This is a genomic window from Actinoplanes hulinensis (assembly GCF_019429605.1).
Classification (GTDB): Bacteria; Actinomycetota; Actinomycetes; order Mycobacteriales; family Micromonosporaceae; genus Actinoplanes; species Actinoplanes campanulatus.
In genome coordinates this window covers 127,950-152,498 of record NZ_JAHXZI010000022.1, presented here as the reverse complement: position 1 = coordinate 152,498, position 24,549 = coordinate 127,950, and the positions used below count along the sequence as shown (strand labels likewise).

Here is a 24,549-nt window from a genome sequence, read left to right as displayed (position 1 = left end):
CGCGTTCCGGCCCGCCCGGATAGCCTGGTCGTGTGACACGGGCCTATGGAGGAGACGCGGCGGTCGCCGCAGTGCTGATCTACCTGATCGGCTCCTCGACCCTGGACCCGCCCGGTCCGGCGTGGACCGGCGCGGCCGCGGTGGCATGGCTGGCGGCGGCCGCGATCGCGCTACCGCTCGTTGTCCGCCGCAGATGGCCCCTGCCGGTGCTGACCGTCGTGGTCACGGCCGCCACGATCGCCACCGCCACCGGCGTGGTCGGCCTCGGCGTGATCGTCGTGACCTGGTTCCCGGTCACGCTCGCGCTCTACACCGCGGCCACCGCGACCGGCCGGATCACGGTGGCGCTCGCGCTGGCCGTCGCCCTGGCCGCGCCGGCCGTCACCATCCCGTGGCTCTATCTGCGGACCGGTGTCGGCTCCACCGACGCGCCGGGGAGCGAGGTGCCACTGTGGTGGCAGGTGGAGCTGGGCGTCACCGTGGTCGCCCTGGTCTCCGCCTGGGCGATCGGCCGGCTCGTCCGGTGGCGGCGCGCCCTCCAGGCCGACGCCGCCCGCCGCCTGGCCCGGGACGCGGTCGCCGACGAGCGGCTGCGGATCGCCCGCGAGCTGCACGACATCGTCGGGCACAGCCTGAGCCTGATCGCGGTGAAGGCGACCGTCGCCAACCACATCGCCGAGGAGCGGCCGGCCGAGACCCGGGCGGCGCTGCTGACCATCGAGAGGACCAGCCGGTCGGCGCTCACCGAGATCCGCCGGCTGCTCGACGTGCTCCGCGCCGACGACGACGCCGACGGCGGTGCCGCCGAGCTGGCCCCGGCGCCGGGCGCCGCCGACCTGACCGATCTCGTCGAGCGGCTGCGGTCCACCGGGCTGCTCATCGACCTCGAGGTCAGCGGCACCGGCGAGCTGCCGACCGCGGTGGGCCTGACCGTCTATCGCATCGTCCAGGAGTCACTCACCAACGTGATCAAACACGCGGAGGCGAGCCGTTGCCGGGTGGCGGTCCGGGCCGCCGGCTACGAGGTGCGCATCGAGGTCACCGACGACGGGCGGGGCCGCCAGGCGCCACGGCGGCGGCGCGGCGGTCAGGGCCTGATCGGCATGCGCGAGCGTGTGAGCATGTATGGCGGCAGCCTGTCCACGGACACCCGGCAAGAAGGCGGGTTCCGGGTGGTCGCCGTCGTTCCGTACACCGCAGTCGAGGAGACCGTGTGACCGACTCATCCGTGCCGGACATCAGCGTTCTGCTGGCTGACGATCATGCGCTGATGCGGGAGAGTTTCCGGGCCCTGCTGGACGCGACACCCGGCCTCACCCCGGTCGGCGAGGCGGGCAACGGCGTGGAGGCCGTCCGGCTGGCCCGGCAGCTGCGGCCCGATGTGGTGCTCATGGACGTGCGCATGCCGGAGATGGACGGCATCGAGGCGACCCGCCAGATCTGCTCCGCGCCCGAGACCTCCGCGGTCCGGGTGCTCATCCTGACCACGTTCGACCTCGACGAGTACGTCTACGCCGCCCTCCAGGCCGGCGCCAGCGGTTTCCTGGTGAAGGACTCCACAGCGGCCGAACTGCTGGGCGGCATCCGCCTGGTCGCGGCCGGCGAGGCACTGCTCGCGCCGCGGGTCACGCGCCGCCTGATCGACGCCTTCACCAAACAGATCAAACCCCTTCCTGGTACGCCGCACGGCCTCGACACGATCACCGAGCGCGAACGCGAGGTGCTCACGTTGATCGCCGGCGGCCTCTCCAACACGGAGATCGCGCAGCACCTGCACCTGGGCATGGGCACCGTGAAGACCCACATCGGACGGCTGCTGCACAAGCTGGCCGCCCGGGACCGCGCCCAGCTGGTGATCGCCGCCTACGAGTCCGGCCTGGTGACCGCCCAGGGCTCCCGCTCGTGAAGCCCGGCGGAGATCCTCTACGGACCTCTCGCCGAGCGATTGGATGACGTGTTCGCGAAGCGGCCGACGCCCCTCGATCGTCGCGGCCGCAGCGACGATGCGAGGCAGCCACGCCGCTACCTTGACAAGGCGGAGCCGACAGCATGCCGGACAGGGTTGATGCCCTCAAGGGACGGCCCGGGCGAGGGCGCACAGGAGAACGCCGTCAACGACAGCCCGGGGCCTGGGCGCACAGGAGAACGCCGTCAAGGACAGCCCGGGGTCTGGGCGCAGGGCAACGCCCTCAAGGACGACCCCGGGCCAGGACGCGGGGCAATGCCCTCAAGGACGACCCCGGGCCAGGCACCAGGCTTCGACCTCGTCGGCCAGCCAGACTCGGCCCTGGGCGAGCTGGGCGATCGGGCGCGGGAAATCGGCGCGGTTGGTGATCTGGTAGACGCGCTGCCGGCTGATCCCGCCCAGCCGAACACGAACCTCCTGGTGACCGACCAGGTTCGGGAAAAGAAAGTCCACGCCGCCAAGCCTAGGCGCACGACAACCTGTCTAGCGCCTATGTCACTCGAACGGGTGAGTCGAGGGCAAAGCCCTCGAGCGGCCCCGAGCGGCACAGGCGGCGAACAACCCCGACTGGCCCGGATTGGCGAGGAGTGCGGCGGGAAGGCGCGCGGGCACGCGAGCAACTTCAAGCGGGGGCGGATCGGCGAGCAGCCCCAAGCAGTGCGGATCGGCGAGCAGTTCGAGCCCACGCAACGTGGGGACGACAGGTGGCGACGGCCGACGCTCCGAAAACGGGCCGGCTGACCGGCCCGCGCCACCGGCGAGGTCGCCGCGGCCCGGGTACACCGAGCGTCACCCGACGCCGTGAAGCCGCCCCGGCCAGGCACCCATCGCACCTTCGCCACCGCGGCCGGATCGGTGAAGACGAGCACGGATTCGTCGAGCCGCCGCCAGGTGAGCTCACCCGACCAGCCCTCCTCGGACTCACCGGCGACCAGAAGCACTTCGCGGTCCGCGATCCGGAGGCTCACCTCGGCGAGAATCTCGCCGTCCAGGTAGACCGACACCTCTTGGACCGGCCCGGTCGGCAGATCGGTCAACGCCCGGCGCCGGTAGCCGCGACCCCAGCCGTCTCCCGCGCGACGCGCGCCCGGCTCCGCCCAGATGCCGAAGTAGCAGTCGTTCTGGTAGGTGCCGACACTGACGGCGCCGTCCACCATCACCGCGTCCAGGAGAAGAAGCTGGAGGTTCGGGACGTCGGGACCGTCGTACTCGGGCTCGCCCTCGTCACCGCCCCGAACCGCCATCTCCACGCCCTGCCACGAGCCGACGACCCGCCCCCGCAGCGCCAGGAACACGGCGGCCTGGTCGCGCACCCAGTTCTCGATCGTCGGCATGAGCGGTGAGGCTATCCCAGCGGGAACCGGTAGTTCACCGTCGAGCCGGACCGCTTCCTCGAAGATGTCCATGGTGGCCGACGATACGGTGATGATCACACAGGAAAGGGTGCCGCGGTGTTTCGACTGGAGCGAGGAGCGACCGGATTCCGGCACGCCAAGGAGCCGGAGCTGCCGGAGATTCCGCTCCGGAGATTCCGCGGCGGCTCCCACGAGGCCGCACGGCGCGCCGGTGGGGCCGTAGAACAGATCCGTGAGCGGGCCTATCCACGCGACTACCACTCGGCGGTCATCGTGGCCTCGGGTAGCCGGTTCGTGATCCTGTGCCACGCCGTACATCCGTGGATCGCCTTCGCCGAAAAGGACGCCGGCGACCTGGACAGCCCGGGGACCTTCTCGGATCCACCGGTATGGGCCACGGCGTACACCGACATGGGTTTTGTGGTCATGAGCCGTGAGCTGCTCGACTCGCCGCTCAGCGACGTCGACACGACAGCCCTGGGCGAGGGCGAATGGATGCAGATCCACTCCTGGCGGCCGGAGAGCACGGGCCGCGCGGTGTTCAACTCCTGGGATTGAGCCGGCGGATGTCGAGAACGCCCGGCCCGCTCCGTCCCAGGGGCATGAGACCGCAGGAGATCAGCACGATTCTCGACCGCCCGGCCAGCCGCGAACTGCTGGCGCGGGACCTGCTCCGGATGGCGTATGTCGCCAAGGACGGCAGCCCGCGCAACATCCCGATCGGCTTCACCTGGAACGGCTCGCAGATCGTCGTCTGCACGGCGAAGAACGCCCCGAAGCTGCCGTCGCTGCGCCGCGATCCGCGGGTGGCGCTGACGATCGACACCGAGGTGCACCCGCCGAAGATCCTGTTCATCCGCGGCCGGGCGGAACTCGACACCGTGGACGGCATCCCGGAGGAGTACCTGCGGATGAACGGCACCTACGAGATGACCGCCGGGCAGCGCGCCGAGTGGGAGAGCGGGGTCCGGTCGCTCTACGACGGGATGGTCCGGATCGTCATCACCCCGACGTGGGTAAAGCTCATCGACTTCGAGACGACCCTGCCCAGTGCGGTCGAGGAGCTGCTCCGGCGGCGGACCGAACGGCAGCGGGCCGGACGTCAGGGCGCCTGACCCAGCCGCCGGGCGATCCGCTCGACGGCGAGGAGGTCCTCCGGGGTGAGCCGGTCGATGAAGTGGTGCCGCACCGAGGCGACGTGGACCGGTGCGGCGTCGGCGAGCGTCTCCAGGCCGTACGCGGTGAGCACGAGCAGGCAGCCCCTGCCGTCGGCCGGGTCGGGTTCGCGCCGCAGCATCCCACGCGTCTCCATCCGGCTCGCGTGCCGCGACAGGCGGCTGCGTGACCAGCCCATCTTGTCGGCCTGCCGGCCCAGGGTGCTGGTGTGATCAGGCTGCTCCGACAGGGTGCTGAGCACCTCGTAGTCGGGTTCGGAGAGTTCGATCGAGGCCAGGTCCCGGGCCGTGCCGGTCTGCACGGCGACGACCACCCGCAGGAACGCCCGCCAGGCCCGCTCCTCGTCCGGGCTCAACCATTTCGTTGACATGTAATCAACCTAGCATCTAACCTTCGTTTCCATGTCAACGAAACCGATCCGTGTCCTGGTGCTGACGTGCAGCACCCGCCCCGGCGCCCTCGGGCCGGCCGTGAGCCGGTGGCTGACCGAGACGATCGCCCCGCGCGCCGCCGAACTCGGCGCCGAACTCGTGCCGGTGGCCATCGACGACCTGAACCTGCCGTTCCTCGACGAGGAGGAGCCGGGTGGCCACCGGCACGAGCACACCCGCCGGTGGAGCGCGATCGTCGATGCGGCGGACGGCATCATCGCGATCACCCCGGAGTACAACTACGGCATGCCGGCGACCTTGAAGAACGCGCTGGACTACCTCACCCGCGAATGGACGTGGAAGCCGATCGGTTTCGTCAGCTACGGCCACACGTCGGCGGGCACCCGCTCGGTGCAGCACGCCAAGCAGGTCGTCACCACACTGCGCCTGGTCCCGCTGGGCGCGACGGTCGCGATCCGCATCGGCGACGGCCTGCGCCCCGACCCCGCCCGCGACGAGGCCGGCATCGGCTTGCTGGACGAGTTGGTCCGCCTGGCCCATGCGCTGCGCCCGATGCGCGAACGCTCCGCGACGGCGCCCGGGCCGCTCCCGGGCTCCTACGTGCGCCCGCTGACCTCGGACGACGCCTCCGAGGTCGCGGTGCTGCAGCGATGCTGCTGGGTGGACGAGGCGCTCGCCAACGACAGCCTGGCGATCCCGGCCCTGCACGAGTCGCTCGAGGACGTCCGCGACTGGCTGTCGACCTGGCACACCACCGGCGTCTGGCGCGACGGCCGCCTGCTGGGCATGGTGCGGGCCCGCCGCACCGGCGCCGACTGGCACATCGGCCGGCTCGCCGTCGTCCCCGACCTCCGCGGCCGGGGCCTCGGCCGCTGGCTGCTGCGCGCCGCGGAAGCCGCCGCCGACCCCGGCTGCCGGCGCGCCGAGCTCTTCACCGGGGCCAAGAGCCTGCACAACATCGCCCTCTACCACAGCGAGGGCTACCAGACGATGCCGCCCGCCGGCCCCGACGGCACCACCACGCTGGCCAAACCCCTCCGCTGACGCCGAGGTCCGTGCTTCGCTCCCGCTTTCCTTTTCCTGTACGGCTACGCGTTCCGCCCGGGGCAGACGGCGATCCAGCTGCCGGGTCGCGCCTTTGCCGCCCGCGCCGGGCTGAGCTCGGTGGTCCGGCTCAACCCGTCCGGCCGGCCGTCAGGGCTGTCTCGACGCAGTTGACGACGCGCTCACGGCCAGCTGGGGGCGGGCGCTCGCTGGGCGGGAGCGGCGGCAGGTGGGTGGGTGGGTGGCGGCGGGCCGGCCTGCCCGGCCACCGATCTCAGCCCGGCGGGCGCGGCACAGGCCGGAGCGGGCAGCGAGATCGCGCGGCACGGCGAAACGGTCCAGAAAGTACGGAACTGCGGCACGCGTACCGGAAATGAATCGCTAAGGCCGGGTGTCCTCTTCGCGCAGGCAGGCGACGGTGCGGTTCTCGTCGTCGCCGGCGACGCCGTGGGTGATGCCGGTGAAGCCGGGCCATCGCCGGGCCAGAATCTGCTCGTGGCGCAGGAAACGGACGATCGTGGCGCTGATGCGCTCGCCGGGGACCAGCAACGGGATTCCCGGCGGGTAGGGCGTGAGCAGCACCGCGGTGGTGCGGCCGGCGAGTTCCGCCACCGGGACGTGTTCCACCCGCCCGGCCGCCATGGCGGTCCACGCGCGGGTGGGCAGGGTCACCTGGTCGACCGGTTCGGTGTAGATCGCGGTGGACAGTTCGGCCAGGTCGGCGTCGTGATACGTGGCGTGCAGGGCCTCGCAGATGTCCCGGAGACCGCTTCCCACGTATCCCGGAAAGGCGGCGGCGAATGCCGGCATCAGCCGCTCGATCTTCGCGTTCCCGGCATAGGCGCTCTTGAATCGGTGCAGTTCCGCGATCAGCGAGTTCCAGCGGCCCTTGGTGATGCCGATGGTGAACAGGACGAACAGCGAGTACAGGCCGGTCTTCTCCACCACCACCCCGTGTTCGGCGAGATAGCGCGCCAGCACCACGCCGGGGATGCTCGGTGCGCCCGGTGGGCTGAATTCGCCGTGCACGGTGAGGCCGGGCGTGGTGAGCGTGACCTTGATCGGGTCGAGCATGGCGAATCCGTCGTCCACCCGGTCGAATCCGTGCCAGGCGGCGTCGGCCGTCAGTTCCCATTCGGATCGTTCCGGAAGTCCGGTACGGGGCGGGGTGTCCGGGCCCCAGACGCCGAACCACCAGTCCGGCGATTCCGCGCCGATCCGGATGACGGTGCGGCGGAACTCCATCGCCTCGGTGATCGTCTCCTCCACGAGTGCGGGACCGCGCTTTCCCGCCATCATCTCGGCGGACACGTCGCAGCTGGCGATGATGGCGTACTGCGGGCTCGTGGACGTGTGCATCCGGTAGGCCTGGGCGAAGACCCGCTCGTCGAAACGGCCGTCGGCGCTGTCCTGTACGAGGATCTGTGACGCCTGGGAAAGGCCCGCGAGCAGTTTGTGGGTGGACTGCGTCGCATAGACCACGGTCCGTTCGGTGCGGGCGCGGTCGTTGGCGACGCCGTGCAATCCCTCGTACAGATCGTGAAAGCTCGCGTGCGGCAGCCAGGCCTCGTCGAAATGGATCGCGTCGACGACGCCGTCGAGCATCTCCCGGATCGCGTCCGCCCGGTAGATGATGCCGTCGTAGGTGGACTGGGTGAGCGCCAGCAGGCGGATCCGCCGGTTCTTGTCGGCGATCAGCGGGCTCGCCTCGATCTTCTCCCGCAGCGCCTCGGCGGTGAATTCCCGGCGCGGAATCGGCCCGATCACTCCGGCCCTGTTCCGCGTCGGCATCAGATAGATCGGTACGGCGCCGGTGAGCACGATGGCGTGCAGCACCGACTTGTGGCAGTTGCGGTCGACCGCGACGATGTCGCCCGGCCCGACCAGCGAGTTCCACACGATCTTGTTCGAGGTGGACGTGCCGTTGGTGACGAAGAACAGGTGGTCGGCGCGGAACGTCTTGGCGGCCAGGCGCTCGCTGTCGGCGATCGGGCCGGTGTGGTCGAGCAGCTGCCCGAGTTCCTCGACCGCGTTGCAGACGTCGGCGCGCAGCAGGTTCTCGCCGAAGAAGTCGTGGAAGAGCGTGCCGATCGGGCTCTTCAGGAAGCCGGTGCCGCCGGAGTGGCCGGGGCAGTGCCAGGAGTAGGCGCCGTCGTTGGCGTACCGCATCAGCGCCGCGAAGAACGGTGGCGCCAGCTGGCCGAGGTAGTGGCTCACCTCCCGCTGGATCTTGCGGGCCAGGAAGTCGGGGGTGTCCTCGTAGGCGTTGACGACACCGTCGATGCGCGACAGCACCGACTGCGGAATCCTGCGGGCCGTGAGCTGCTCACCGAACAGCAGGATCGGCACCCGGTCGTTGTGCGCCCGGATGGCGTGCACGAACTCGGCCGCGGTGCGGATGGCGGCCATGTCGGCGGGTTCCTCGGGCCCGTCCTGGGAGCGGCCGATGGTCAGATGCAGCCCGTAGAGGACGGCCGAACTGGACCGGGCCACGTGCGCCAGCATGCCCGGCCGCTCGGTGTACCGCCCCTCGTCGCCGAGGCGCCGCAGCTCCAGCCCGGTACGGATCAGCGCGGCTTCCAGCAGTTCCAGCTGCCGCCTCGCCCCGGCGGGCCCGTCGACGGGCGTGACGATCGTGACCGGGAACGGCAAGGCGAACGTCCTCTCGGCGGCGGGTGCGTCGCGGTGACGGTAGCCAGGACGGCCCCGCTCCGGCCCGGAAACCGGTTACCGGTCCCCGGGCCGGGTGACAATCACGCCGGCCGGGCCGCGGAGGAAGCCGCGTTTCGAAACGGTTCGACGTTGACCTATTCAGTTACCGTGTCGAGATGCCAATCAGCCCTGATCCCGGCCCCGGGACCCGTGTCGAGATCATTCTCACCGGCGACGGCTCCTACAACGAGCTGCGTAAATGGCTGCGCGGCGATGAGGATCTCGACGGCGTGCGGGTGGACACGGTCGAGGCGCCGCCGCTGCCGGGGCAGATGTCCGGCGGCGCCGTCGAGGCGCTGATCGCGACGGTCGCGGATCCGGGGCTGCTCGGCGCGCTGTTCGGGGCGGTGGGTGGGTGGGCCGCCGCCCGGGCGTCCACCCGGCGTACCAGGATCCGGGTGAAGGTCGGCGATCGCGAGGTCGAGGTGGAGGGTCCCGCGCTGCGGGATCCGGAGGCCGTGGCGCGCCGTCTTCGCGCGGAGCTGGGCGAGGCGCCGTGACATGCGGCTACCCGATTTCCGGCGGTCGCGGGCCGTGCTCATCGGCGCGGCCCGTTACGACAGCGACGACCTGCCCGACCTGCCCGCGGTCGAGAGAAACGTCGCCGCGCTGCAGGAGCGCCTGAGGGACCCGGTCCTGTCCGGCTTCCCTGGCAGGAACTGCGTGACAGTGCTGAATCCGGAACGATCGGACGACGTCATCGACCCGGTGCAGGCTGCCGCCGGTCTGGCCGAGGACGTGTTGTTCGTGTACTACGCCGGGCACGGCCTGCTGGACCGCAACGGCGAACTCCATCTGGGTCTGCAGCACTCCGAGTTGCAGCGGCGGTGGAACAGCCTGCGGTTCGAGGACTTCGCCGAGGCCCTTCTGGACAGCGACGCCAAGTCGACGATCGTCGTCCTGGACTGCTGCTACAGCGGCCTCGCCTCGCGGTACCTGCAGATGGGCGACGAAGAGGCGCCCGCGGCGGTGGCCGACCAGGCGCCCGAGGAGGTGGTCGAGCAGGCCGCCAAGAAGATGATCGAGCAGGCCGCGGAGAGGCAGGACATCGACGGCCTGTACGTCCTGATGTCGAGTTCGGCCACCAAGGCGTCGCTCGCGCCGGAGGGCGACGAGTTCACCGCGTTCACCGGGCGGCTGCTGAAACTGATCGACGCGGGCGTGCCCGGCCCGCACGAGCTGCTCACCATGCAGACGCTGTACGCGGCGGTCCGCGACGAGATGCAGCGCCGCCGCCTGCCCCGTCCGCAGCAGCACAGCGGCAACCTGGCGGGCGAGGCGGCACTGTTCCGCAACCGCGTGCACTTCCCCGCCGTACCCCTGATCGAAAATGTCCCGGCCGGGCTTGACCGGCGGATGAGCCCGGTGTGGCGCCGGGCCGCGGGTGGCGCGTTGTGCCTCACTGTTCTCGCCGGGGCGACGAGTGCCTCGGCCGACACCTCGGTCCTGGCGGCGTGCGCCGCCCCCGAGTCGGTCCGGATGCTGGTGCCGCTGGACACGGTGGAGATGTTCACCGACATCGCCGATTCCTACGAGTACGCCACCCGCGGCGCCGGCCACTGCCAGCGGGTGCGGGTCACCGTGGCCGGCGCGTCCCGGGACGACGCCGCGCGGGCGTTCGCGCTCTCCTGGCGTACCCCGAAGGAGGCCTCCGCCGCGGACCGGCGGCTGCTTCGCCGGATCGGCCTGCCGCCGGACGTGTGGATCGCCGACCTGGGTGTCGACATGGCGGCGGTGCAGGCCGTTCTGGCCACGACCCCCGGCGCCGCGGTGACCGTCCCGGGCGACCCGGACCAGTGGTCGCTGGCCGAGTCCCCGGTCGTGCTCGCCGAACCGGGCGCCCCCGCCAGCACTCCCCGCGCCCGCCCCGCCTCGGCCTGGGGCGAGCTGGTCAGCGGCGTGGTGCGGCCGGACCCGGACACCACGACGGTCGGCCGGCTGGTCAACGTGTCGCTGTACCCGGCGGGACAGCAGGCCGGCGTGGCGCGCGACCGGGTGCAACGGCCGCTGGACGCGGCCGCGGTCGCCGCCGGTCAGGGCATCGGGCCGCCGGACGTCACCGGGCTGCTGTGCCGCTCACGGGACACCCGGTTGATCGTCGCGGAGTGGCAGCTCGTGAGGCACAACCTGCATCGCGACAACGGGGAGTGCCCCGGCGTGTGGGACGCCCGCTATCCGGGCGACACCGGCTGGCTCGACTACCCGATGGTGCGGCCGGTGTGGGCGGGCAGTCCGGCCCGCCGTTCCGCCGGCGACTTCACCGCCTGGCTGCGTTCGGCCGCCGGCGCCCGGGTGCTCGCCGACAACGGCCTGCGGCCCCGCAGCGCCGGCCCGGACTCCGGGATCATCAGCACGAACGGCGCCCTGGCGAACTGGTCGGCGAGACCGGCGTACGCCACGAGCGCCGCGAGTCTGGAACGCGCCTCGTCGGCGTACGACGCTGCCAGGAAGCCTGTGACCGTGCTGGTGGCGGTGGACGGTTCGGGGTCGATGACGGCGCGCAGCGGCGGGCGGTCCCGGTTCGACGCGGCGCTCGACGGGATCGCCGCGTCGATCGGCGCGATGGGCCCGCGCGACCGGGTCGGCCTGTTCCTCTTCTCGACGGCGATCAAGGGCGGCATCGCGGAGATCCCCGGCGACGACCGGAAGGCCATCGACCGGGCGCGCGCCTATCGGCCGGCCGGCGGCACACCGCTTCACCAGGCCATCGATCATGGGGTACGGGAGCTGCGCGCCGACAGCCGCACGGCGGCCGGCGACCGGCACCGCATCCTGGTCGTGCTGACCGACGGCGAGGACACCACGCGGCACCCGCTGCCCCGGCTCGACGACGACTCGGTGCGGGTCGTCATCGCGAACGTGGGTGTGTCGGCCTGCCCGGAGCCTGCCCTGGTGGCCCTGACCAGGGAGCGCGGTGACTGCATCGGGGTGCCGTCCGGGCTGGTCGACGTCCGGGTCGCCGAACAGATCGGACGGTTGTGGCAGAGGTGAACTCGAAACGCTTCTCGCTGCTGGTCGCCGCCGTGTTCGCGGGCGGTGTGCTGACCGGCCTCGTGGTTCCGCGGCTGGTCGCGTCGTGGGGTGACGGGCCGGGCGAACTCGTGATCGTCAGCGGGGTCGAGGACGGCGAGGGCGGCGCCCGGCAGGCACTCATCGACCTCTGGAACGAGACCCATCCGGAAAGGCGGGCCAGGATCCACCTGATCGCGGGCAGCGCCGACGTCCAGCACGACGCCATGGTCCGGTTCGCCAAGGGTGAGGAGGAGGTCGAGGCGGACATCCTCAACCTCGACGTGACGGCGGTCGCGGAGTTCGCCGAGTTCGGGTACATCGCCGGCTGGCCGTCCCAGCAGGTGCCCGGGCAGCTGCTGAACACCCTGCTGGAGAAGCCCCGGGAGAGCTGCTACCACGACGGGAGACTGTGGGCGCTGCCGTTCAACACCGATGCCGGGGTGCTGTTCGCCCACCGTGACGGGCTCGGCCAGCCCATCGCCCACACGTGGGAGCAGATCGCCGCCCGTGGCGAGAACCTGCCGGACCCGTCCGGCAACCCGGTGGCCGCGTACGCCGGCCAGCTCGACGACTACGAGGGCCTGACGGTGAACGCGCTGGAAGCCCTGTGGGCGGTGGAGACGGAGAAGACCGGGTCGGTGGCGGACACGCCGCTGGGGGTGTCGGCCGACCCGGCGATCTGGTCGGAGGCGGTGGCCCGCCTGTACGGCCGCAACGGCCCCGGCCGGGTGGTCGACCCGGCGTCGACCACCTACCAGGAGAACGAGACCACCGCGGCGTTCCTGGAGAAGCGGATCGTCTTCATGCGCAACTGGCCGGTGGCGTACCGGACCCTGGTGGAGACCACCGACCAGCAGGCCACCGTGACGGCCTCGAGGATCGGGATGACACCGCTGCCCGGACCGGCCGTCCTCGGTGGCCAGAACCTGGCGGTGGTGGCCGGTTCCGCCCATCAGGACGACGCCCGCGAGCTGATCGAGTTCCTGGCCTCCGAGCCGTCCCAGCGGCTGCTCATGCAGGTGGGCGGTTTCGCGGCGGCCACCAGCGCCACCTACGACCGGACAGAGATCAAAGCCACCCATCCGTACGCCGCGACGGTGCGCGCCGCGGTGGAGAGCAGCCGGCAGCGGTTGCCGACGCCGTACTACCCGCGGTTCAGCGAGGAGGTCCGCGCCCTGGTCGCCGAGATCAGGGCGGACGGCAAGGTGCCACCCGACCTGGAGAAACGCCTCCAGGACGCGGCCGAGGGCCGGCTGTCCCCACGCTGATCTGTGACGGTCAGTACTCCTCGGCGAGCGGCAGCCGGGGTGGCCGGCGACGGCGCGACGGCCGGCGGTCGCGCCGTCGGCCCTGGTCCGGCGGATCGGGTGGAGTGGTCTCCGGCGGCCACCGGCCATGCCGGACGAGCCGGTCCAGATGGTCGCGGAGCTTACGTTGGCTGCGGCTCAGTCGCTCCCGCTCGTCCGCGGGCAGGTCGGCGAGCGCGTCCCAGAGCACGGTGTCGCGGGCGACGAACACGATGTTGTCCGCGACCTCGCGACAGATTGTGCACCAGGACATGCCGAGGCAGCGTTCGTAGCTATCGCTCTCCGGCGGGTGGATCCGGCACGTGTAGTGATAGACCCGCCCGGGGCAGGACGAGACGGCGTCGTCGCCGCGGCGGTGAACCGCGTTGAGGGACGCCGCCCATCCATACGCCTCATACCCATCACGCATGATCGGGATTATGCCGCGCTGCCGGCCGGGACCGGGCGGAGCCTGGCTTGCCCGCAATGCCACGGAACCGTCCGCCGGCCGGTCGCCGCCCCGTCAGAATGACGGCATGGAGACGCGCTGGCTGTTCGCTGACCAGCTGGGTCCGCACTTCCTCGACGACCCCGGCCAGCCGGTCCTGCTCATCGAGTCCAAGGCCGTCTTCCGGCGGCGCGCCTTCCACCGGCAGAAGGCGCACCTGGTGCTGACGGCGCTGCGGCACCGGGCGCGGGCCGGCGACGTGCGGTTGGTGCGCGCGGAGACGTACGCCGAAGCGGTCAAGGAACCGGTGAGCGTCTGCCATCCGACCTCGCGTGCCGCCCGCGGCCTGGTCCGGCGGCTGCCGGGTGTCGAGATGCTGCCGCCGCGCGGTTTCGTCACCGCCCCGCAGGACTTCACGGCGTGGGCCGAGGGCCGCGACCACTTGCGGTTGGAGGACTTCTACCGGCACGCCCGGACGGTGCACGACGTGCTGATGGACGGTGGCGAGCCGGCCGGTGGACGGTGGAATCTGGACACCGACAACCGCGAGCCGCCGCCGCGCGGTGTGACCCGCCTCGACGTGCCGCCGCCACCGGCCGTCGTCGAGGACGACATCGATCATGAGGTGCGGGCGGAGCTGGACCGCTGGCAGTCCGACGACGGCATCGCGTTCGTCGGCAACGACGGCCCCCGCCTGTTCCCGGCGACCCGGCAGGAGGCGCTGACCCGGCTGCGGCACTTCGTGGAGCACCGGCTGCCGATGTTCGGCCCGTACGAGGACGCGATGCTCGCCGGCGACCCCTGGATGGCGCACAGCATGCTCAGCCCCGCCATCAACCTGGGCCTGCTCGACCCGGTGGAGGTGATCGAGGCCGCCGAGCGCGCCTACCGCTCCGGGGCGGCGCCGCTGGCCGGTGTGGAGGGCTTCATCCGGCAGATCCTCGGCTGGCGCGACTTCATCTGGCACCTGTACTGGTATTTCGAGCCACGCTACCGGTCCGCCAACGAGCTGCGGGCCCGCAAGGATCTGCCGAGGTGGTTCGCCGAGCTGAACGCCGACGCCGTCGAGGCGCGGTGCCTGTCGGACGTGCTGGCCGGGGTCCGCGACCGCGGCTGGGTGCACCACATCCCGCGGCTCATGGTGCTCGGCAACTACGCGATGCAGCGCGGCTGGCGGCCCGCGGCGGTGTCCGACTGGTTCCACCGGTGCTTCGTCGACGGCTACGAGTGGGTGATGACGGCCAACGTGGTCGGCATGAGCCAGTACGCCGACGGCGGCCGGATGAGCAGCAAACCGTACGCGGCGGGCGGCGCCTACGTGAACCGGATGAGCGACTACTGCGGTGGCTGCCGCTACGACCCGAAGGTCCGCGCCGGCGACGACGCCTGCCCGTACACGGCCGGGTACTGGAGTTTCCTGGCCCGCCACGAACGGGAGCTGGCCGGCAACCACCGGATGGCCCAGCCGCTGCGGGGCCTGCACCGCCTCACCGACCTCGACGCCCTGCTGGAACAGGAGAGGCTGCGCGGCTCCCGGGCGCCCTGAACCGCGGCTGTACGGATCTACGTAATTACGTTACGGTCGATGGATGAGTGAGACCGACCGTCTCGACGCGCTGGAACGGCGTGTCACCGAGCTGGAGAAGCGCCTGACGGCGTCCGAGCCCGGGGCGGCCACCACCCCCGACCCGGACGTCTTCTGGGCGCTCGAGGGCCTTCTCGCCAGGGTGGACGATCCCGGCGCCGTCATGATCACCGGGCATGTGACGTTGCCCGACGGCCGCGCAGCCCGCTGGCAGGAGGCCGTCCGCACCGGCGAGCTGCTCGACGGCGACTGGTCGCAGCACGTCACGACGCTGGCCGCGCTCGCCCACCCGGCCCGGATCCGGTTGCTGGGGCACGTGCTGCACGGAGCCGTCACCGCCCAGGACCTCACCCGCCTCGACGGCATGGGCACCAGCGGCCAGGTCTACCACCACCTGCGGCAACTGGTCTCCGCCGGATGGCTGCAGACGGTCGGCGGCGGCCGCTACGAGGTCCCGGTCGCCCGCGTCGTGCCCCTGCTCACCACGATCCTGGGAGCCCGGCGATGAAACGTGCGATCGCCCGCGGGCAGACCTGGTGGCTGCGGCTGTTCCTCCTCACCGTGCTGGTGATGACGGCTCTGCCCGTACCGAAGCCGTGGGATCTTCTGATCATTGCGGTGCCGCTGCCGCTCGCTCTCGTGCGACCGCCACGGTCCGAACGGGACCCGGTCGAGCTGGCCGCACCGGTCCGGGGCCGCTGGGTCGCCGTCAACGGCCCGGGCACCGCCGTCCCCAGCCATGGCGTCAGGGCCTACGGACAGATGTATGCCGTGGACCTGCTGCAACCCTCCCCCGACGCGCCGGCATCCATCGGCTGGAGCCTCCGCACCCGCGCGCCCGAGTCGTTTCCCTGCTTCGGCGCGCCGGTCCTGTCCATGGCCGACGGCACGGTCGAGCGGGTCACCGCCTCCCGGCGCGACCACCGCAGCCGCGACACCTGGCCGACGCTGCTGTGGATGATGACGGTCGAGGCCTTCGCCCGGGAACTGGCCGGCGCTTCCGCCATCCTGGGCAATCACGTCATCGTCCGCCACGACGACGAGACCTTCTCGGTGTACGCCCACCTGCGCCGTGGCTCCGCACGGATCCGCACCGGCGACCGGGTGACGGCCGGGCAGCAGTTGGCCGAGGTCGGCAACACCGGCAACACCTCCGAACCGCACCTGCACGTCCAGCTCATGGACGGTCCCCGGCCGACCGCCGCCGCCGGGGTGCCGATGTGCTGGCCCGGCCTGGTCGCCGATCCGGCCGACCGGGACGCCCGCTGGTCCACCGGCGACCCGAAGCCGTCGGCACTGCCCGGCTTCCCCCGGAACGGCCAGATATTCGATGCCGTCGACCCGTTCGAACTCCTCCGTCCGGGATGAGTTCGGGCGAGGCCGGAAGCGGTCAACTGTAGGCCGAGAGGTCGATCCCCGAGCAGACCGGGATCGACGACCGCCTCGGAAGGGAACCGACGTGTTCGACGACAACGGATCGTTCCTGCTCGCGATGTTCGAGTTCTTCATCTTCGTCGCCTGGTTCATGTGCCTCTTCTGGGTCTTCGGCGACCTGTTCCGGGACAAGGACCTCAGCGGCGTCGCCAAGACGCTATGGACCCTGCTCCTGGTCTTCCTGCCGATCCTCGGCATGTTGGTCTACCTCATCGCCCGGGGCGGTGGCATGACCGAACGGGCGCTCGCCGCCCAGGCCGAGGCGGTGAAGCGGCAGAACGCCTACATCCGGGAGGTCGCGGCGCCGGCCGCCACCACCCCCACCGACGAGATCGCGTCCGCCAAGAAGCTGCTCGACGCCGGCGCCATCAGCGCCGCCGAGTACGAGCAGCTGAAGGCGAGCGCCCTGGCCAAGACCACGGCCGCGGCGGCCGCCACGCGGGGGGAGGGCCACGCGGGGCCTCGTCGCCGCCCGTGTGCCGGATCGCGCTTACCAGCCGCGGTACGGCACACGGGCGGCGACTGGCGGGTGAGGAGCGGCTCCGGACCGTAGCGTGAGGGTATGAGCCTCGACTGGAACCGGGAACTGCTCGATCAGCTCGACTGGCACTGGCGTACGCATCTGCGGCCCCGCCTGGACGGGATCAGCGACGCCGAGTACTTCTGGGAGCCGGTCCCGGACTGCTGGAGCGTCCGCCCGCGTGGCCTGAGTGCGACGCCGATGGCGGCGGGCACGGGCGACCACCTGATCGACTTCGCGATGCCGGAGCCGGTTCCGGCGCCGGTGACGACGATCGCCTGGCGGCTGGGCCACCTCATCGTGGGTGTGTTCGGGATGCGGAACGCGTCGCACTTCGGCGGACCGCCCATGGACTACGGCTCTTTCGAGTACGCCGGGACCGCGGCGGAGGCGCTCCGTCAACTCGACGAGGCCTACGCACGCTGGGCCGACGGCGTTCGAGGGCTGGGCGGCGACGGCCTTGCCCGGCCGTGCGGCCCCGCCGAGGGCCCGTTCGCGGAGTACCCGATGGCCACGCTGGTGCTGCACATCAACCGGGAGGCCATCCACCACGGCGCGGAGATCGCTCTCCTCCGGGATCTCCATCTACGGGCCGTGGCCACTGGCTGAATTCTTCGTTACCGCACCGTTACCTTTGGGCGCGAACCAACCCGTTCGGAGGCGCATCGCACCTGATGACGAAGCGGCACACGGCCGCCGAGGAAACGGGGAAGTAGATGTACAAGCGTCTGGCCTTCGCAGCGGTGCCCGTCGTGGTCGCGGCTGTCGCGGCCACCATGTCCGGCTCGATGGCCGCCTCGGCGGCCACCGCTGACGACGGCCCGATCACCGCGGTGGCCGAGAACGTCCAGCTGGCCGGCGAGGTGAAGCAGACCGGCAAGCTGAAGGTCACCGTCCACAACGGCACCGAGTTCCAGGACGAGGGCCGCTTCCTGGTGCACATGCCGCAGACGGCGCGGCTGGCGCCGGGGCAGCAGTGCGTGCTGTACGACTGGAACCTCTCCCAGTGGCTGTGCGAGGGCACCCGCCTGGAGGCCGGCGAGTCGCACACCACCACCCTGCGGGTGCGGTCGATCCTCAACACCACGGACTACCACGGCTACGACGTCGGCTACGTCCAGGGCCTGGCCAACAGCAACGCGAAGAGCGAGCGCCTGTGGTTCGAGATCCACTGGCCGGCCGCCCAGCAGTGATCATCCCCTGACCGAACGGGGTCACGCGTACCCGAAAGGAATTGCCTCGCCGTGGGTCCGGAGAACGGGATCCACGGCGAGGCGCCGGGTGGGTCAGGCCTTGGTGAACTTCTGGGCGGCGGAGCCGTTGCAGTCCCAGATCTGCAGGCGGGCGCCGTTGGCGGTGCTGCCGTTGGGCGAGTCGACGCAGCGGCCGGACTGCGGGTTGCTCATGCTGCCGTTGCTGTTCAGGACCCAGGTCTGGGCCGGGTTGCCGGTGCAGTCGTGCAGCTGGAGCTGGGCGCCGTTGGCCGTTCCGCCGCCGGCGATGTCGAGGCACATGCCGAGGGTGGTCAGCGACTGGCCGGTCCAGGACCAGTGCTGGTCGCGGGCGGTGAGCTGGCAGTCCCAGAGCTGGACGGCGGCGCCGTCGCCACCGGTGTCGTTGCCGGCCACGTCGACGCATTTGGCGCCGGGGGCGGCGAGGTTGGTGGCGCCGTTGTTGTAGGCGAACCTCTGCGCCGCGGAGGTGTTGCAGTCCCAGAGCTGGAGGCGGGCGCCGTTGGCGGTGCTGGCGTTGGGCGAGTCGATGCACCGGCCGGACTGCGGGTTGCGGATGGTGCCGTTGGCCTGGGTCACCCACTGCTGGCCGCCGACGCCGTTGCAGTCCCAGAGCTGGAGTTTGCTGCCGCCGGCGGTGGCGTTGCCGACGACGTCGAGGCAGCGGCCCAAGGTCTGCAGGGTGCCGTTCCTGAGGGTCCAGTGCTGGTCCTTGGCGCCCGACTGGCAGTCCCACAGCTGGACGGCGGTGCCGTTGCCGCCGGTGTCGTCGCCGGCGACGTCCACGCACTTGCCGCCGGGGCCGGTAACCGCGTACCCGGTGGCCGAGCCGCCGCCACCGCCACCGCCGGTGAACGGGGAGAGCGTGATCCCGGCGGAGCTGGGGTTGCTGGAGTAGACCAGCGACTCCTGGGCCTGCACGTCGTCGAAGGCGAAGGCGTACGCCTTACCGTCGGCCATGTTCGCGTGGATGATCCGCGCGTACTGGTTGGCGGGGTTGCTCTTGTAGAAGTCGGACGCCGTACCCCCGGGCTGGGTGTCGATCGTGCCGAGCGTGCCGCGGTTGAGCGCCGCGCAGAGGGTGCGGGCGATCGGGCCGACGACCAGGTCGTTGGGGGCGTGGAGGTTGCCGTCGCAGCCCCAGACGTGGGCGCTGGTCGGCTTGTTGAACGACGCGACCTGTGCGCCGGAGCTGTTGGTGAACACCATGGTGTTGCCGGAGGTGCGGCCGAAGTACCGGGTGTTGGGCTGGTCGCCGAACGGTACGACGGTAAGCGTTTTCCCGGTGTAGGCGTTCCAGGCGGAGTTGATGTACGAGTCGAGGTAGGTGCTGCTGAACAGTCCGGCGTCGGCGGCCTTGCCGGGTGCGAGCACGCGCAGCACGGTGCCGTCGGAGCGGGTGACCACGGTGTTGGCCCAGCCGGACTGCGCCCTGATCTGGTCGATGATGTTCTGCCGGCCGTTGGCGACCACGGCGCCGGTCGTCCTCGTGCCGTCGGTGCCGGAGACGGTGACCGAGTGCGGCACGGCGAACATGTCCACCTGCGAGCTGTTGAGCCACAGCCCGGAGTCGTTGTAGGTGAACTCGCTCCAGTCGAAGAGGATGTCGTGGTTGGGGTCGCCGGATGCCCACGGCGCGGGCTGGACCAGGCCGTCCGGGGTGAGGAAGAACTTCAGCTTCTGGCCGAGCGACATGTAGAGCCGGCCGGAGAAGTTGCGCGGCAGCTGGATGGTGGTGCTGCCGCCGTTGCCGGGGCCGCCGATGGCGACGTCGGGCGCGGCCGACGGCGGGAGCGAGCCGGCCGGCCAGTTGTTGAACGTGCCGCCCGCGTTGACGTAGCCGAGCCGTCCGGTGTTGAGGTTGACGCCGATCATGTAGAGGTAGGTGGCGTCGCCGCGGCCGCTGCTGTTGGTGACGGTGAACGGCAGCAGGGCCGGGCCGACCGCCTGCGCCGCCGGGGCGGCCGCCGTCGCGCCGATGGGTATCGCCGTGAGGAGCGCCGCGAGCGCGCTCAGGATCTTGGTACGTGGGGACATCGAGGACTCCTGGGGGGTGCGGGGACGTACGCCGGGGCGTCCGCAGCTCAGAGAGCGCTCTCAGAGAATGCTTAACAAAGTTACAAGTGTCAATAGCGAATGTTACAGGGCTGTTGAACTTCGGATCCGCAGCTGCGTGGCGGCCACGTAATGGCGCGGTTCACTCCGGCCCTGGAGCCGCTCCAGCAGCATCGTCGCGGCCTGGGCGCCCATCTCCACGCCCTGCTGATCGACCGAGGTGAGGTCGATCAGCGGATGGGCGGCCAGGTCGGTGTTGTCGTAGCCGGCCACCGCCACGGTCTTGTCGCGCCCGGCGACCGCCACGGCGCGGGCCACGGCGGCCAGGGCGTCGACGGCCATGTCGTCGTGGCCCGCGAAGATCGCGGTCGGCGGCTCGGGCAGGGCGAGCAGTGCGGCCGCGGCCGCGACGGCGTCGCCTCCGCTGACGTCCCGCCGGGCCACCCGGATCTGGTCGGCCAGACCGGCCTCGGCCATGCAGGCGCGGTAGACCTCCAGGCGGACCGAGTGCGGGGTTCCGGATCCGGGGGCGGTCACGTTCTCCGGCTCGGTCAGGTGGGCGATGCGGCGGTGGCCGAGGCTCAGCAGGTGCTCCATGACGGCCCGGGCGCCGGCGTGGTCGTCGCCGGTGACGGTGTCGTAGCCGGCCGGCGTGTCGTGGCGGCCGAGCATGACCACCGGCACACGGCGGGCGAGATCCTCCAGCCACCCCTGATCGACCAGGGGTGAGATGGCGATGATGCCGTCGACGAGGCCGTCGGCCAGCGATTCGAGAGTGTCGTACTCCGGGCCGTCGGCCGGGGCCAGGATGATCTGGTACGGCGTGCCGGCCACTGCCCGCTTGGCGCCCTCGACGATCTGGGTCATGAACCGGGCGCCGGTGTACGGGATCTCCAGGCCGAGCCGGTAACTGGAACCGCGCAGGGCCCGGGCGGCGACGCTGGGCCGGTAACCGAGCTGCTCGATGGTGCTCTCGACGCGCTGGCGCATGCCGGGGCTCACCCCGTACGCGTTGCGCAGCACCTTCGACACGGCGGCCCGCGAGACGCCGGCGGCCTCGGCCACGTCGCTGATCGTGACCGAGCGGCCCTTCCTGATCGACATGTCCCTCACTGTAAACCGGTCTCCAAGACCGGGAGCAGCCGTGTCCCGGATTTTTGAAACGTTTCGGATCGACCCTTGTGTGGCCGGCGTAGATCGGTCTACCGTGACGGCTGTCACCACTTGAAGACCGATCTACAAACATTCCGGAAACCGGAGGTTCATATGCGACTCGTTACGGCGCTGGCGGCCGGAACGTTGTCGCTCGCCCTGTCCGCGTGCAGCGCGGGCTCGCTGGGATCCAGCGACGACGAGGGCGGCGGCAAGGCCGAGATCACCTTCCTCACCAACAACGACCCGTCCAACGTCAAGGTGGCCGAGGCGGTCATCGCCGCGTTCGAGGCCAAGAACACCGACGTGGACGTCAAGCTGGACACCCGCCCGCAGGGCAGCGAGGGCGACAACCTCGTCAAGACCCGGCTCGCCACCGGCGACATGGCCGACGTCTTCGAATACAACTCGGGCTCGCTGTTGCAGGCCATCGCGCCCCAGACGAGCCTGACGCCGGTCACCGGCGAGGCCTGGGTCGGCGACCTCGACCCCACCTTCAAGCAGGTGGTCAGCGCCGGCACCGACGTCTACGGCTCACCGTGGGGCGCCATCGTCGGCGGCGGCATCTTCTACAACAAGCCGCTCTACACGAAGCTCGGCCTCCAGGTGCCCAAGACCTGGGCCGAGTTCATGGCCAACAACGCGAAGATCAAGGCGGCCGGGGTGGCGCCGGTCGAGCAGACCTACAGCGAGACCTGGACCTCGCAGATCCTGGTTCTCGCCGACTTCCACAACGTGTCCGCGGCACAGCCGGACTTCGCCGAGAAGTACACGAACAACCAGGCCAAGTTCGCCACCACGCCGCGGGCGCTGGCCGGGTTCCAGCACCTGGAGGAGCTGAAGAAGGCCGGGTACTGGAACGACGACTACGCCTCCGCCAAGTACAACGAGGGGCTGAACGCGGTCGCCGTCGGCAAGGCCGGGCACTACCCGATGATCACGTTCGGGGTGCCGGCGCTGGACACGGCCGCCCCGGACAATGTGAACGACGTCGGCTTCTTCGCACTGCCCGGTGACGACGCGTCCAAGAACGGCGTCACCCTGTGGGAGCCGTCCGGCATCTACATCCCGAAGAGCACCGAAGGCGGCGAGCTCACCGCCGCGAAGCGGTTCCAGGCGTTCATCGCCTCGCCCGAGGGCTGCGCGGCCAATGCGAGCGCCGCGCCGGTCGGCGGGCCGTTCGCGGTCAAGACCTGCAAACTGCCCGACACGGTCGCCACGGCGGTCAAGGACCTGAGCGCGTACGTGGACGCCGGCGCCGCCAGCCCGGCGCTGGAGTTCCTCTCGCCGATCAAGGGGCCGGCCCTGGAGCAGATCACCGTCGAGGTCGGATCCGGCATCCGGGGCGCCACCGACGGCGCGAAGCTCTACGACGAGGACGTCAAGAAGCAGGCGCAGCAGCTCGGCATCAAGGGCTGGTGATGACCACCTTCGCCCCGGCGGAAACCGCTTCCCGGCTGGACCATCAGCCGGGAGGCGGGCGCCCGAAAGTACCGAAGAGCCCCTACCCGTACTGGTTCCTGGTCCCCGGCGGCCTGATCTTCACGATCTTCTTCCTGGTGCCGTCGGTGATGGCGTTCTACTTCAGCCTCACCCGCTGGACCCTGTTCGACCAGGAGTTCATCGGCCTCGACAACTACGTGCAGTTCTTCCGGGAGCCGGCGCTGGCATCCGGGCTGTGGCACACCATCGTGTACGCCGCGGTCACCTCCGGGCTCAAGGTGGTGCTCGGCATGGCCCTCGCGGTGCTGCTGACCGGCCCGATCCTCGGGCGCGGCTTCATGCGGTCGGTGGCGTTCTTCCCGGTGCTGGTCAGCACGATCGGCGTGGGCCTGACCTTCCAGGTGCTCATGCACCCCACCAAGGGCGTCATCAACCAGGCGCTCGACCTGATCGGGATCACCGGGCCGGCCTGGCTGGTGGACCCGGACTGGGCGCTGTTCTCGGTCGCGCTGGTCGACGTCTGGCAGGGTGTCGGGCTGGCCACCGTCATCTACATGGCCGGCATCCTGTCGATTCCCGGTGAGTACTTCGAGGCGGCCAAGGTGGACGGAGCCGGGCCGTGGCACCGGTTCCGGCACGTCACGCTCCCGCTGGCCAGGCCGGCCACCGTCTCGGTGATCATCCTGTCGCTGATCGGCGGGATGCGGAAGTTCGACCTGATCTGGGCGATGACCAAGGGTGGGCCGGGCTTCACCTCCGACGTGATGGCGTCGGTCGTCTACAAGCAGTACCAGGCCGGCTTCTACGGGCTGTCCACGGCCGGGAACGTCGTGCTGTTCCTGCTGGTCATCGCGATCGTGCTGCCGCTGTTCTGGTTCTTCAACCGCTCCGAGGACGCGCGATGAACACACGGACCCGGCCCAACTACTGGCTCAGCGCGCTGGCGATCGTACTGTTCGCCGTCGTCTTCCTGGTTCCGTTCGCCTTCATCGTGCTGACCGCAGCGAAGAGCCAGACGGAATCCGCTCTCCTGCGGTTCTCCTGGCCGACCGAGTGGGCGTTCGTCCAGAACCTCCAGGCGGTCGTCGAGGCCCGCGATTACCTGCTGATCATCGCATTCGTCAACAGCACGATCCTGACCGTGGCCAGCGTCGCGGTGGTGGTGATCCTGGCGGCGATGGCGGCGTTCGTCCTGCAACGACGGAAGGGACGGTGGACCAGCGGGCTGAACCTGGTGGTCCTCTCCGGGCTGGTCATCCCGCCGGCCGTGGTGCCGACCATCTGGGTGCTGCAACAGACCGGCCTGTTCAAGACCATGCCGGGGCTGATCCTCGTCGAGATCGCGTACGCCATGGCGTTCTGCGTGCTGCTGTTCCAGGCGTTCATCGCGAGCGTTCCCCGGGAGCTGGACGAGGCCGCCACCATCGACGGTGCCGGACCGGTCGGCCTGTTCTTCCGCGTCGTGTTCCCGCTGCTGCGCCCGATCATCGTGACGATCGTGGTGGTGCAGTCGGTGTTCATCTGGAACGACTTCGCGAGCCCGCTCTACTTCCTGCCCGGTGACGAGAACGCCACCGTGCAGCTCACCCTCTTCAACTTCCAGGGCCAGTACACCAACGCCTACAACCTGCTGTTCATGGACATCCTGCTGGTCACGGTGCCGCCGCTGATCATGTTCATGATCTTCCAGCGCCAGATCGTCTCCGGGATGGTCGCCGGCTCGGTCAAGGGCTGACG

23 protein-coding genes are annotated in these 24,549 nt (G+C 70.6%); 17 read left to right on the top strand and 6 right to left on the bottom strand.

Annotated features, from left to right (window positions below; genetic code table 11):
* The first annotated feature begins 32 nt into the window (after positions 1 to 32).
* Both KZ829_RS34550 and KZ829_RS34545 read left to right on the top strand, forming a co-directional pair.
* Positions 33 to 1,217, top strand: a complete 1,185-nt coding sequence (locus KZ829_RS34550; protein ID WP_220148048.1) for a sensor histidine kinase — start codon at positions 33 to 35, stop codon at positions 1,215 to 1,217.
* Positions 1,214 to 1,906 (top strand): response regulator, encoded by a 693-nt coding sequence (locus KZ829_RS34545; protein ID WP_308285779.1) that lies wholly within the window; start codon positions 1,214 to 1,216, stop codon positions 1,904 to 1,906. The genes KZ829_RS34550 and KZ829_RS34545 overlap by 4 nt, the downstream gene beginning before the upstream one ends.
* A 321-nt stretch (positions 1,907 to 2,227) precedes the next feature.
* Here KZ829_RS34545 and KZ829_RS34540 read toward each other — a convergent pair whose 3' ends face one another.
* The gene (locus tag KZ829_RS34540; RefSeq protein ID WP_183227608.1) at positions 2,228 to 2,419 is read right to left on the bottom strand and encodes a helix-turn-helix transcriptional regulator; all 192 of its coding nucleotides are present in this window, start codon (positions 2,417 to 2,419) and stop codon (positions 2,228 to 2,230) included.
* Between the two features lie 998 nt (positions 2,420 to 3,417).
* Here KZ829_RS34540 and KZ829_RS34535 point away from each other — a divergent pair.
* Together KZ829_RS34535 and KZ829_RS34530 are read left to right on the top strand one after the other, a co-directional pair.
* Positions 3,418 to 3,879, top strand: coding sequence for a hypothetical protein (locus KZ829_RS34535; protein ID WP_220148047.1), 462 nt, complete (start codon positions 3,418 to 3,420; stop codon positions 3,877 to 3,879).
* Positions 3,880 to 3,923: 44 nt separating this feature from the next.
* Positions 3,924 to 4,436, top strand: a complete 513-nt coding sequence (locus KZ829_RS34530; RefSeq protein ID WP_220148046.1) for a pyridoxamine 5'-phosphate oxidase family protein — start codon at positions 3,924 to 3,926, stop codon at positions 4,434 to 4,436.
* Here KZ829_RS34530 and KZ829_RS34525 read toward each other — a convergent pair.
* Positions 4,424 to 4,867: a MarR family winged helix-turn-helix transcriptional regulator gene (locus KZ829_RS34525; protein WP_220148045.1), complete on the bottom strand. Its 444-nt coding sequence runs from the start codon at positions 4,865 to 4,867 to the stop codon at positions 4,424 to 4,426. The two genes, KZ829_RS34530 and KZ829_RS34525, sit on opposite strands and share 13 nt — an antisense overlap.
* Positions 4,868 to 4,898: 31 nt before the next feature.
* On the opposite strand from KZ829_RS34525, the gene KZ829_RS34520 reads away from it, so the two are divergent.
* Positions 4,899 to 5,933, top strand: a complete 1,035-nt coding sequence (locus tag KZ829_RS34520) for a bifunctional NAD(P)H-dependent oxidoreductase/GNAT family N-acetyltransferase (protein WP_220148044.1) — start codon at positions 4,899 to 4,901, stop codon at positions 5,931 to 5,933.
* Between the two features lie 381 nt (positions 5,934 to 6,314).
* On the opposite strand, the gene KZ829_RS34515 is transcribed toward KZ829_RS34520, so the two are convergent.
* Entirely contained in the window at positions 6,315 to 8,585 is a 2,271-nt protein-coding gene (locus tag KZ829_RS34515) for an Orn/Lys/Arg family decarboxylase (protein ID WP_220148043.1), read from the bottom strand.
* A 176-nt stretch (positions 8,586 to 8,761) separates the two neighbouring features.
* Here KZ829_RS34515 and KZ829_RS34510 point away from each other — a divergent pair, with 176 nt between their 5' ends.
* The 3 genes from KZ829_RS34510 to KZ829_RS34500 are packed head-to-tail and all read left to right on the top strand — an operon-like array spanning position 8,762 to position 12,925.
* Complete coding sequence (locus KZ829_RS34510; protein WP_220148042.1) at positions 8,762 to 9,145, top strand: effector-associated constant component EACC1; 384 nt, start codon at positions 8,762 to 8,764, stop codon at positions 9,143 to 9,145.
* Position 9,146: 1 nt separating this feature from the next.
* Complete coding sequence (locus KZ829_RS34505; RefSeq protein WP_220148041.1) at positions 9,147 to 11,636, top strand: caspase, EACC1-associated type; 2,490 nt, start codon at positions 9,147 to 9,149, stop codon at positions 11,634 to 11,636.
* The gene (locus tag KZ829_RS34500; RefSeq protein WP_220148040.1) at positions 11,633 to 12,925 is read left to right on the top strand and encodes an extracellular solute-binding protein; all 1,293 of its coding nucleotides are present in this window, start codon (positions 11,633 to 11,635) and stop codon (positions 12,923 to 12,925) included. Before KZ829_RS34505 ends, KZ829_RS34500 begins: the two co-directional genes overlap by 4 nt.
* A gap of 10 nt (positions 12,926 to 12,935) precedes the next feature.
* Here KZ829_RS34500 and KZ829_RS34495 read toward each other — a convergent pair whose 3' ends face one another.
* Positions 12,936 to 13,373: a hypothetical protein gene (locus KZ829_RS34495; protein ID WP_220148039.1), complete on the bottom strand. Its 438-nt coding sequence runs from the start codon at positions 13,371 to 13,373 to the stop codon at positions 12,936 to 12,938.
* Positions 13,374 to 13,479: 106 nt separating this feature from the next.
* Here KZ829_RS34495 and KZ829_RS34490 point away from each other — a divergent pair, with 106 nt between their 5' ends.
* The 6 genes from KZ829_RS34490 to KZ829_RS34465 all read left to right on the top strand — a co-directional run bounded on the left by KZ829_RS34490 (position 13,480) and on the right by KZ829_RS34465 (position 18,123).
* Positions 13,480 to 14,937, top strand: coding sequence for a cryptochrome/photolyase family protein (locus tag KZ829_RS34490; RefSeq protein ID WP_220148038.1), 1,458 nt, complete (start codon positions 13,480 to 13,482; stop codon positions 14,935 to 14,937).
* A gap of 43 nt (positions 14,938 to 14,980) precedes the next feature.
* A complete protein-coding gene (locus KZ829_RS34485; protein WP_220148037.1) occupies positions 14,981 to 15,484 on the top strand; it encodes an ArsR/SmtB family transcription factor in 504 nt (167 codons plus the stop codon).
* On the top strand, positions 15,481 to 16,344 hold the full coding sequence (locus KZ829_RS34480; RefSeq protein WP_220148036.1) for a M23 family metallopeptidase: 864 nt from the start codon (positions 15,481 to 15,483) through the stop codon (positions 16,342 to 16,344). The genes KZ829_RS34485 and KZ829_RS34480 overlap by 4 nt, the downstream gene beginning before the upstream one ends.
* 91 nt (positions 16,345 to 16,435) lie before the next feature.
* A complete protein-coding gene (locus tag KZ829_RS34475; protein WP_220148035.1) occupies positions 16,436 to 16,963 on the top strand; it encodes an SHOCT domain-containing protein in 528 nt (175 codons plus the stop codon).
* Between the two features lie 9 nt (positions 16,964 to 16,972).
* Positions 16,973 to 17,539 (top strand): DinB family protein, encoded by a 567-nt coding sequence (locus tag KZ829_RS34470; protein ID WP_220148034.1) that lies wholly within the window; start codon positions 16,973 to 16,975, stop codon positions 17,537 to 17,539.
* A 107-nt stretch (positions 17,540 to 17,646) separates the two neighbouring features.
* Positions 17,647 to 18,123 carry a hypothetical protein gene (locus tag KZ829_RS34465; RefSeq protein ID WP_220148033.1) on the top strand — a complete coding sequence of 159 codons (477 nt, stop codon included), beginning with the start codon at positions 17,647 to 17,649 and terminating at the stop codon, positions 18,121 to 18,123.
* 93 nt (positions 18,124 to 18,216) lie between these two features.
* Here the strand turns inward: KZ829_RS34465 and KZ829_RS34460 are convergent, their stop codons facing one another.
* Positions 18,217 to 20,199, bottom strand: a complete 1,983-nt coding sequence (locus tag KZ829_RS34460) for a beta-1,3-glucanase family protein (RefSeq protein ID WP_220148032.1) — start codon at positions 20,197 to 20,199, stop codon at positions 18,217 to 18,219.
* A gap of 102 nt (positions 20,200 to 20,301) precedes the next feature.
* Entirely contained in the window at positions 20,302 to 21,321 is a 1,020-nt protein-coding gene (locus KZ829_RS34455) for a LacI family DNA-binding transcriptional regulator (RefSeq protein WP_220148031.1), read from the bottom strand.
* Between the two features lie 162 nt (positions 21,322 to 21,483).
* Here KZ829_RS34455 and KZ829_RS34450 point away from each other — a divergent pair, with 162 nt between their 5' ends.
* From KZ829_RS34450 to KZ829_RS34440, 3 genes are read left to right on the top strand one after another with little or no spacing between them, the layout of a single operon-like run.
* On the top strand, positions 21,484 to 22,791 hold the full coding sequence (locus tag KZ829_RS34450) for an ABC transporter substrate-binding protein (RefSeq protein WP_220148030.1): 1,308 nt from the start codon (positions 21,484 to 21,486) through the stop codon (positions 22,789 to 22,791).
* Positions 22,791 to 23,717, top strand: a complete 927-nt coding sequence (locus tag KZ829_RS34445; RefSeq protein ID WP_220148029.1) for a carbohydrate ABC transporter permease — start codon at positions 22,791 to 22,793, stop codon at positions 23,715 to 23,717. The genes KZ829_RS34450 and KZ829_RS34445 overlap by 1 nt, the downstream gene beginning before the upstream one ends.
* Complete coding sequence (locus tag KZ829_RS34440; RefSeq protein ID WP_220148028.1) at positions 23,714 to 24,547, top strand: carbohydrate ABC transporter permease; 834 nt, start codon at positions 23,714 to 23,716, stop codon at positions 24,545 to 24,547. Before KZ829_RS34445 ends, KZ829_RS34440 begins: the two co-directional genes overlap by 4 nt.
* The last annotated feature ends 2 nt before the right edge of the window (positions 24,548 to 24,549 follow it).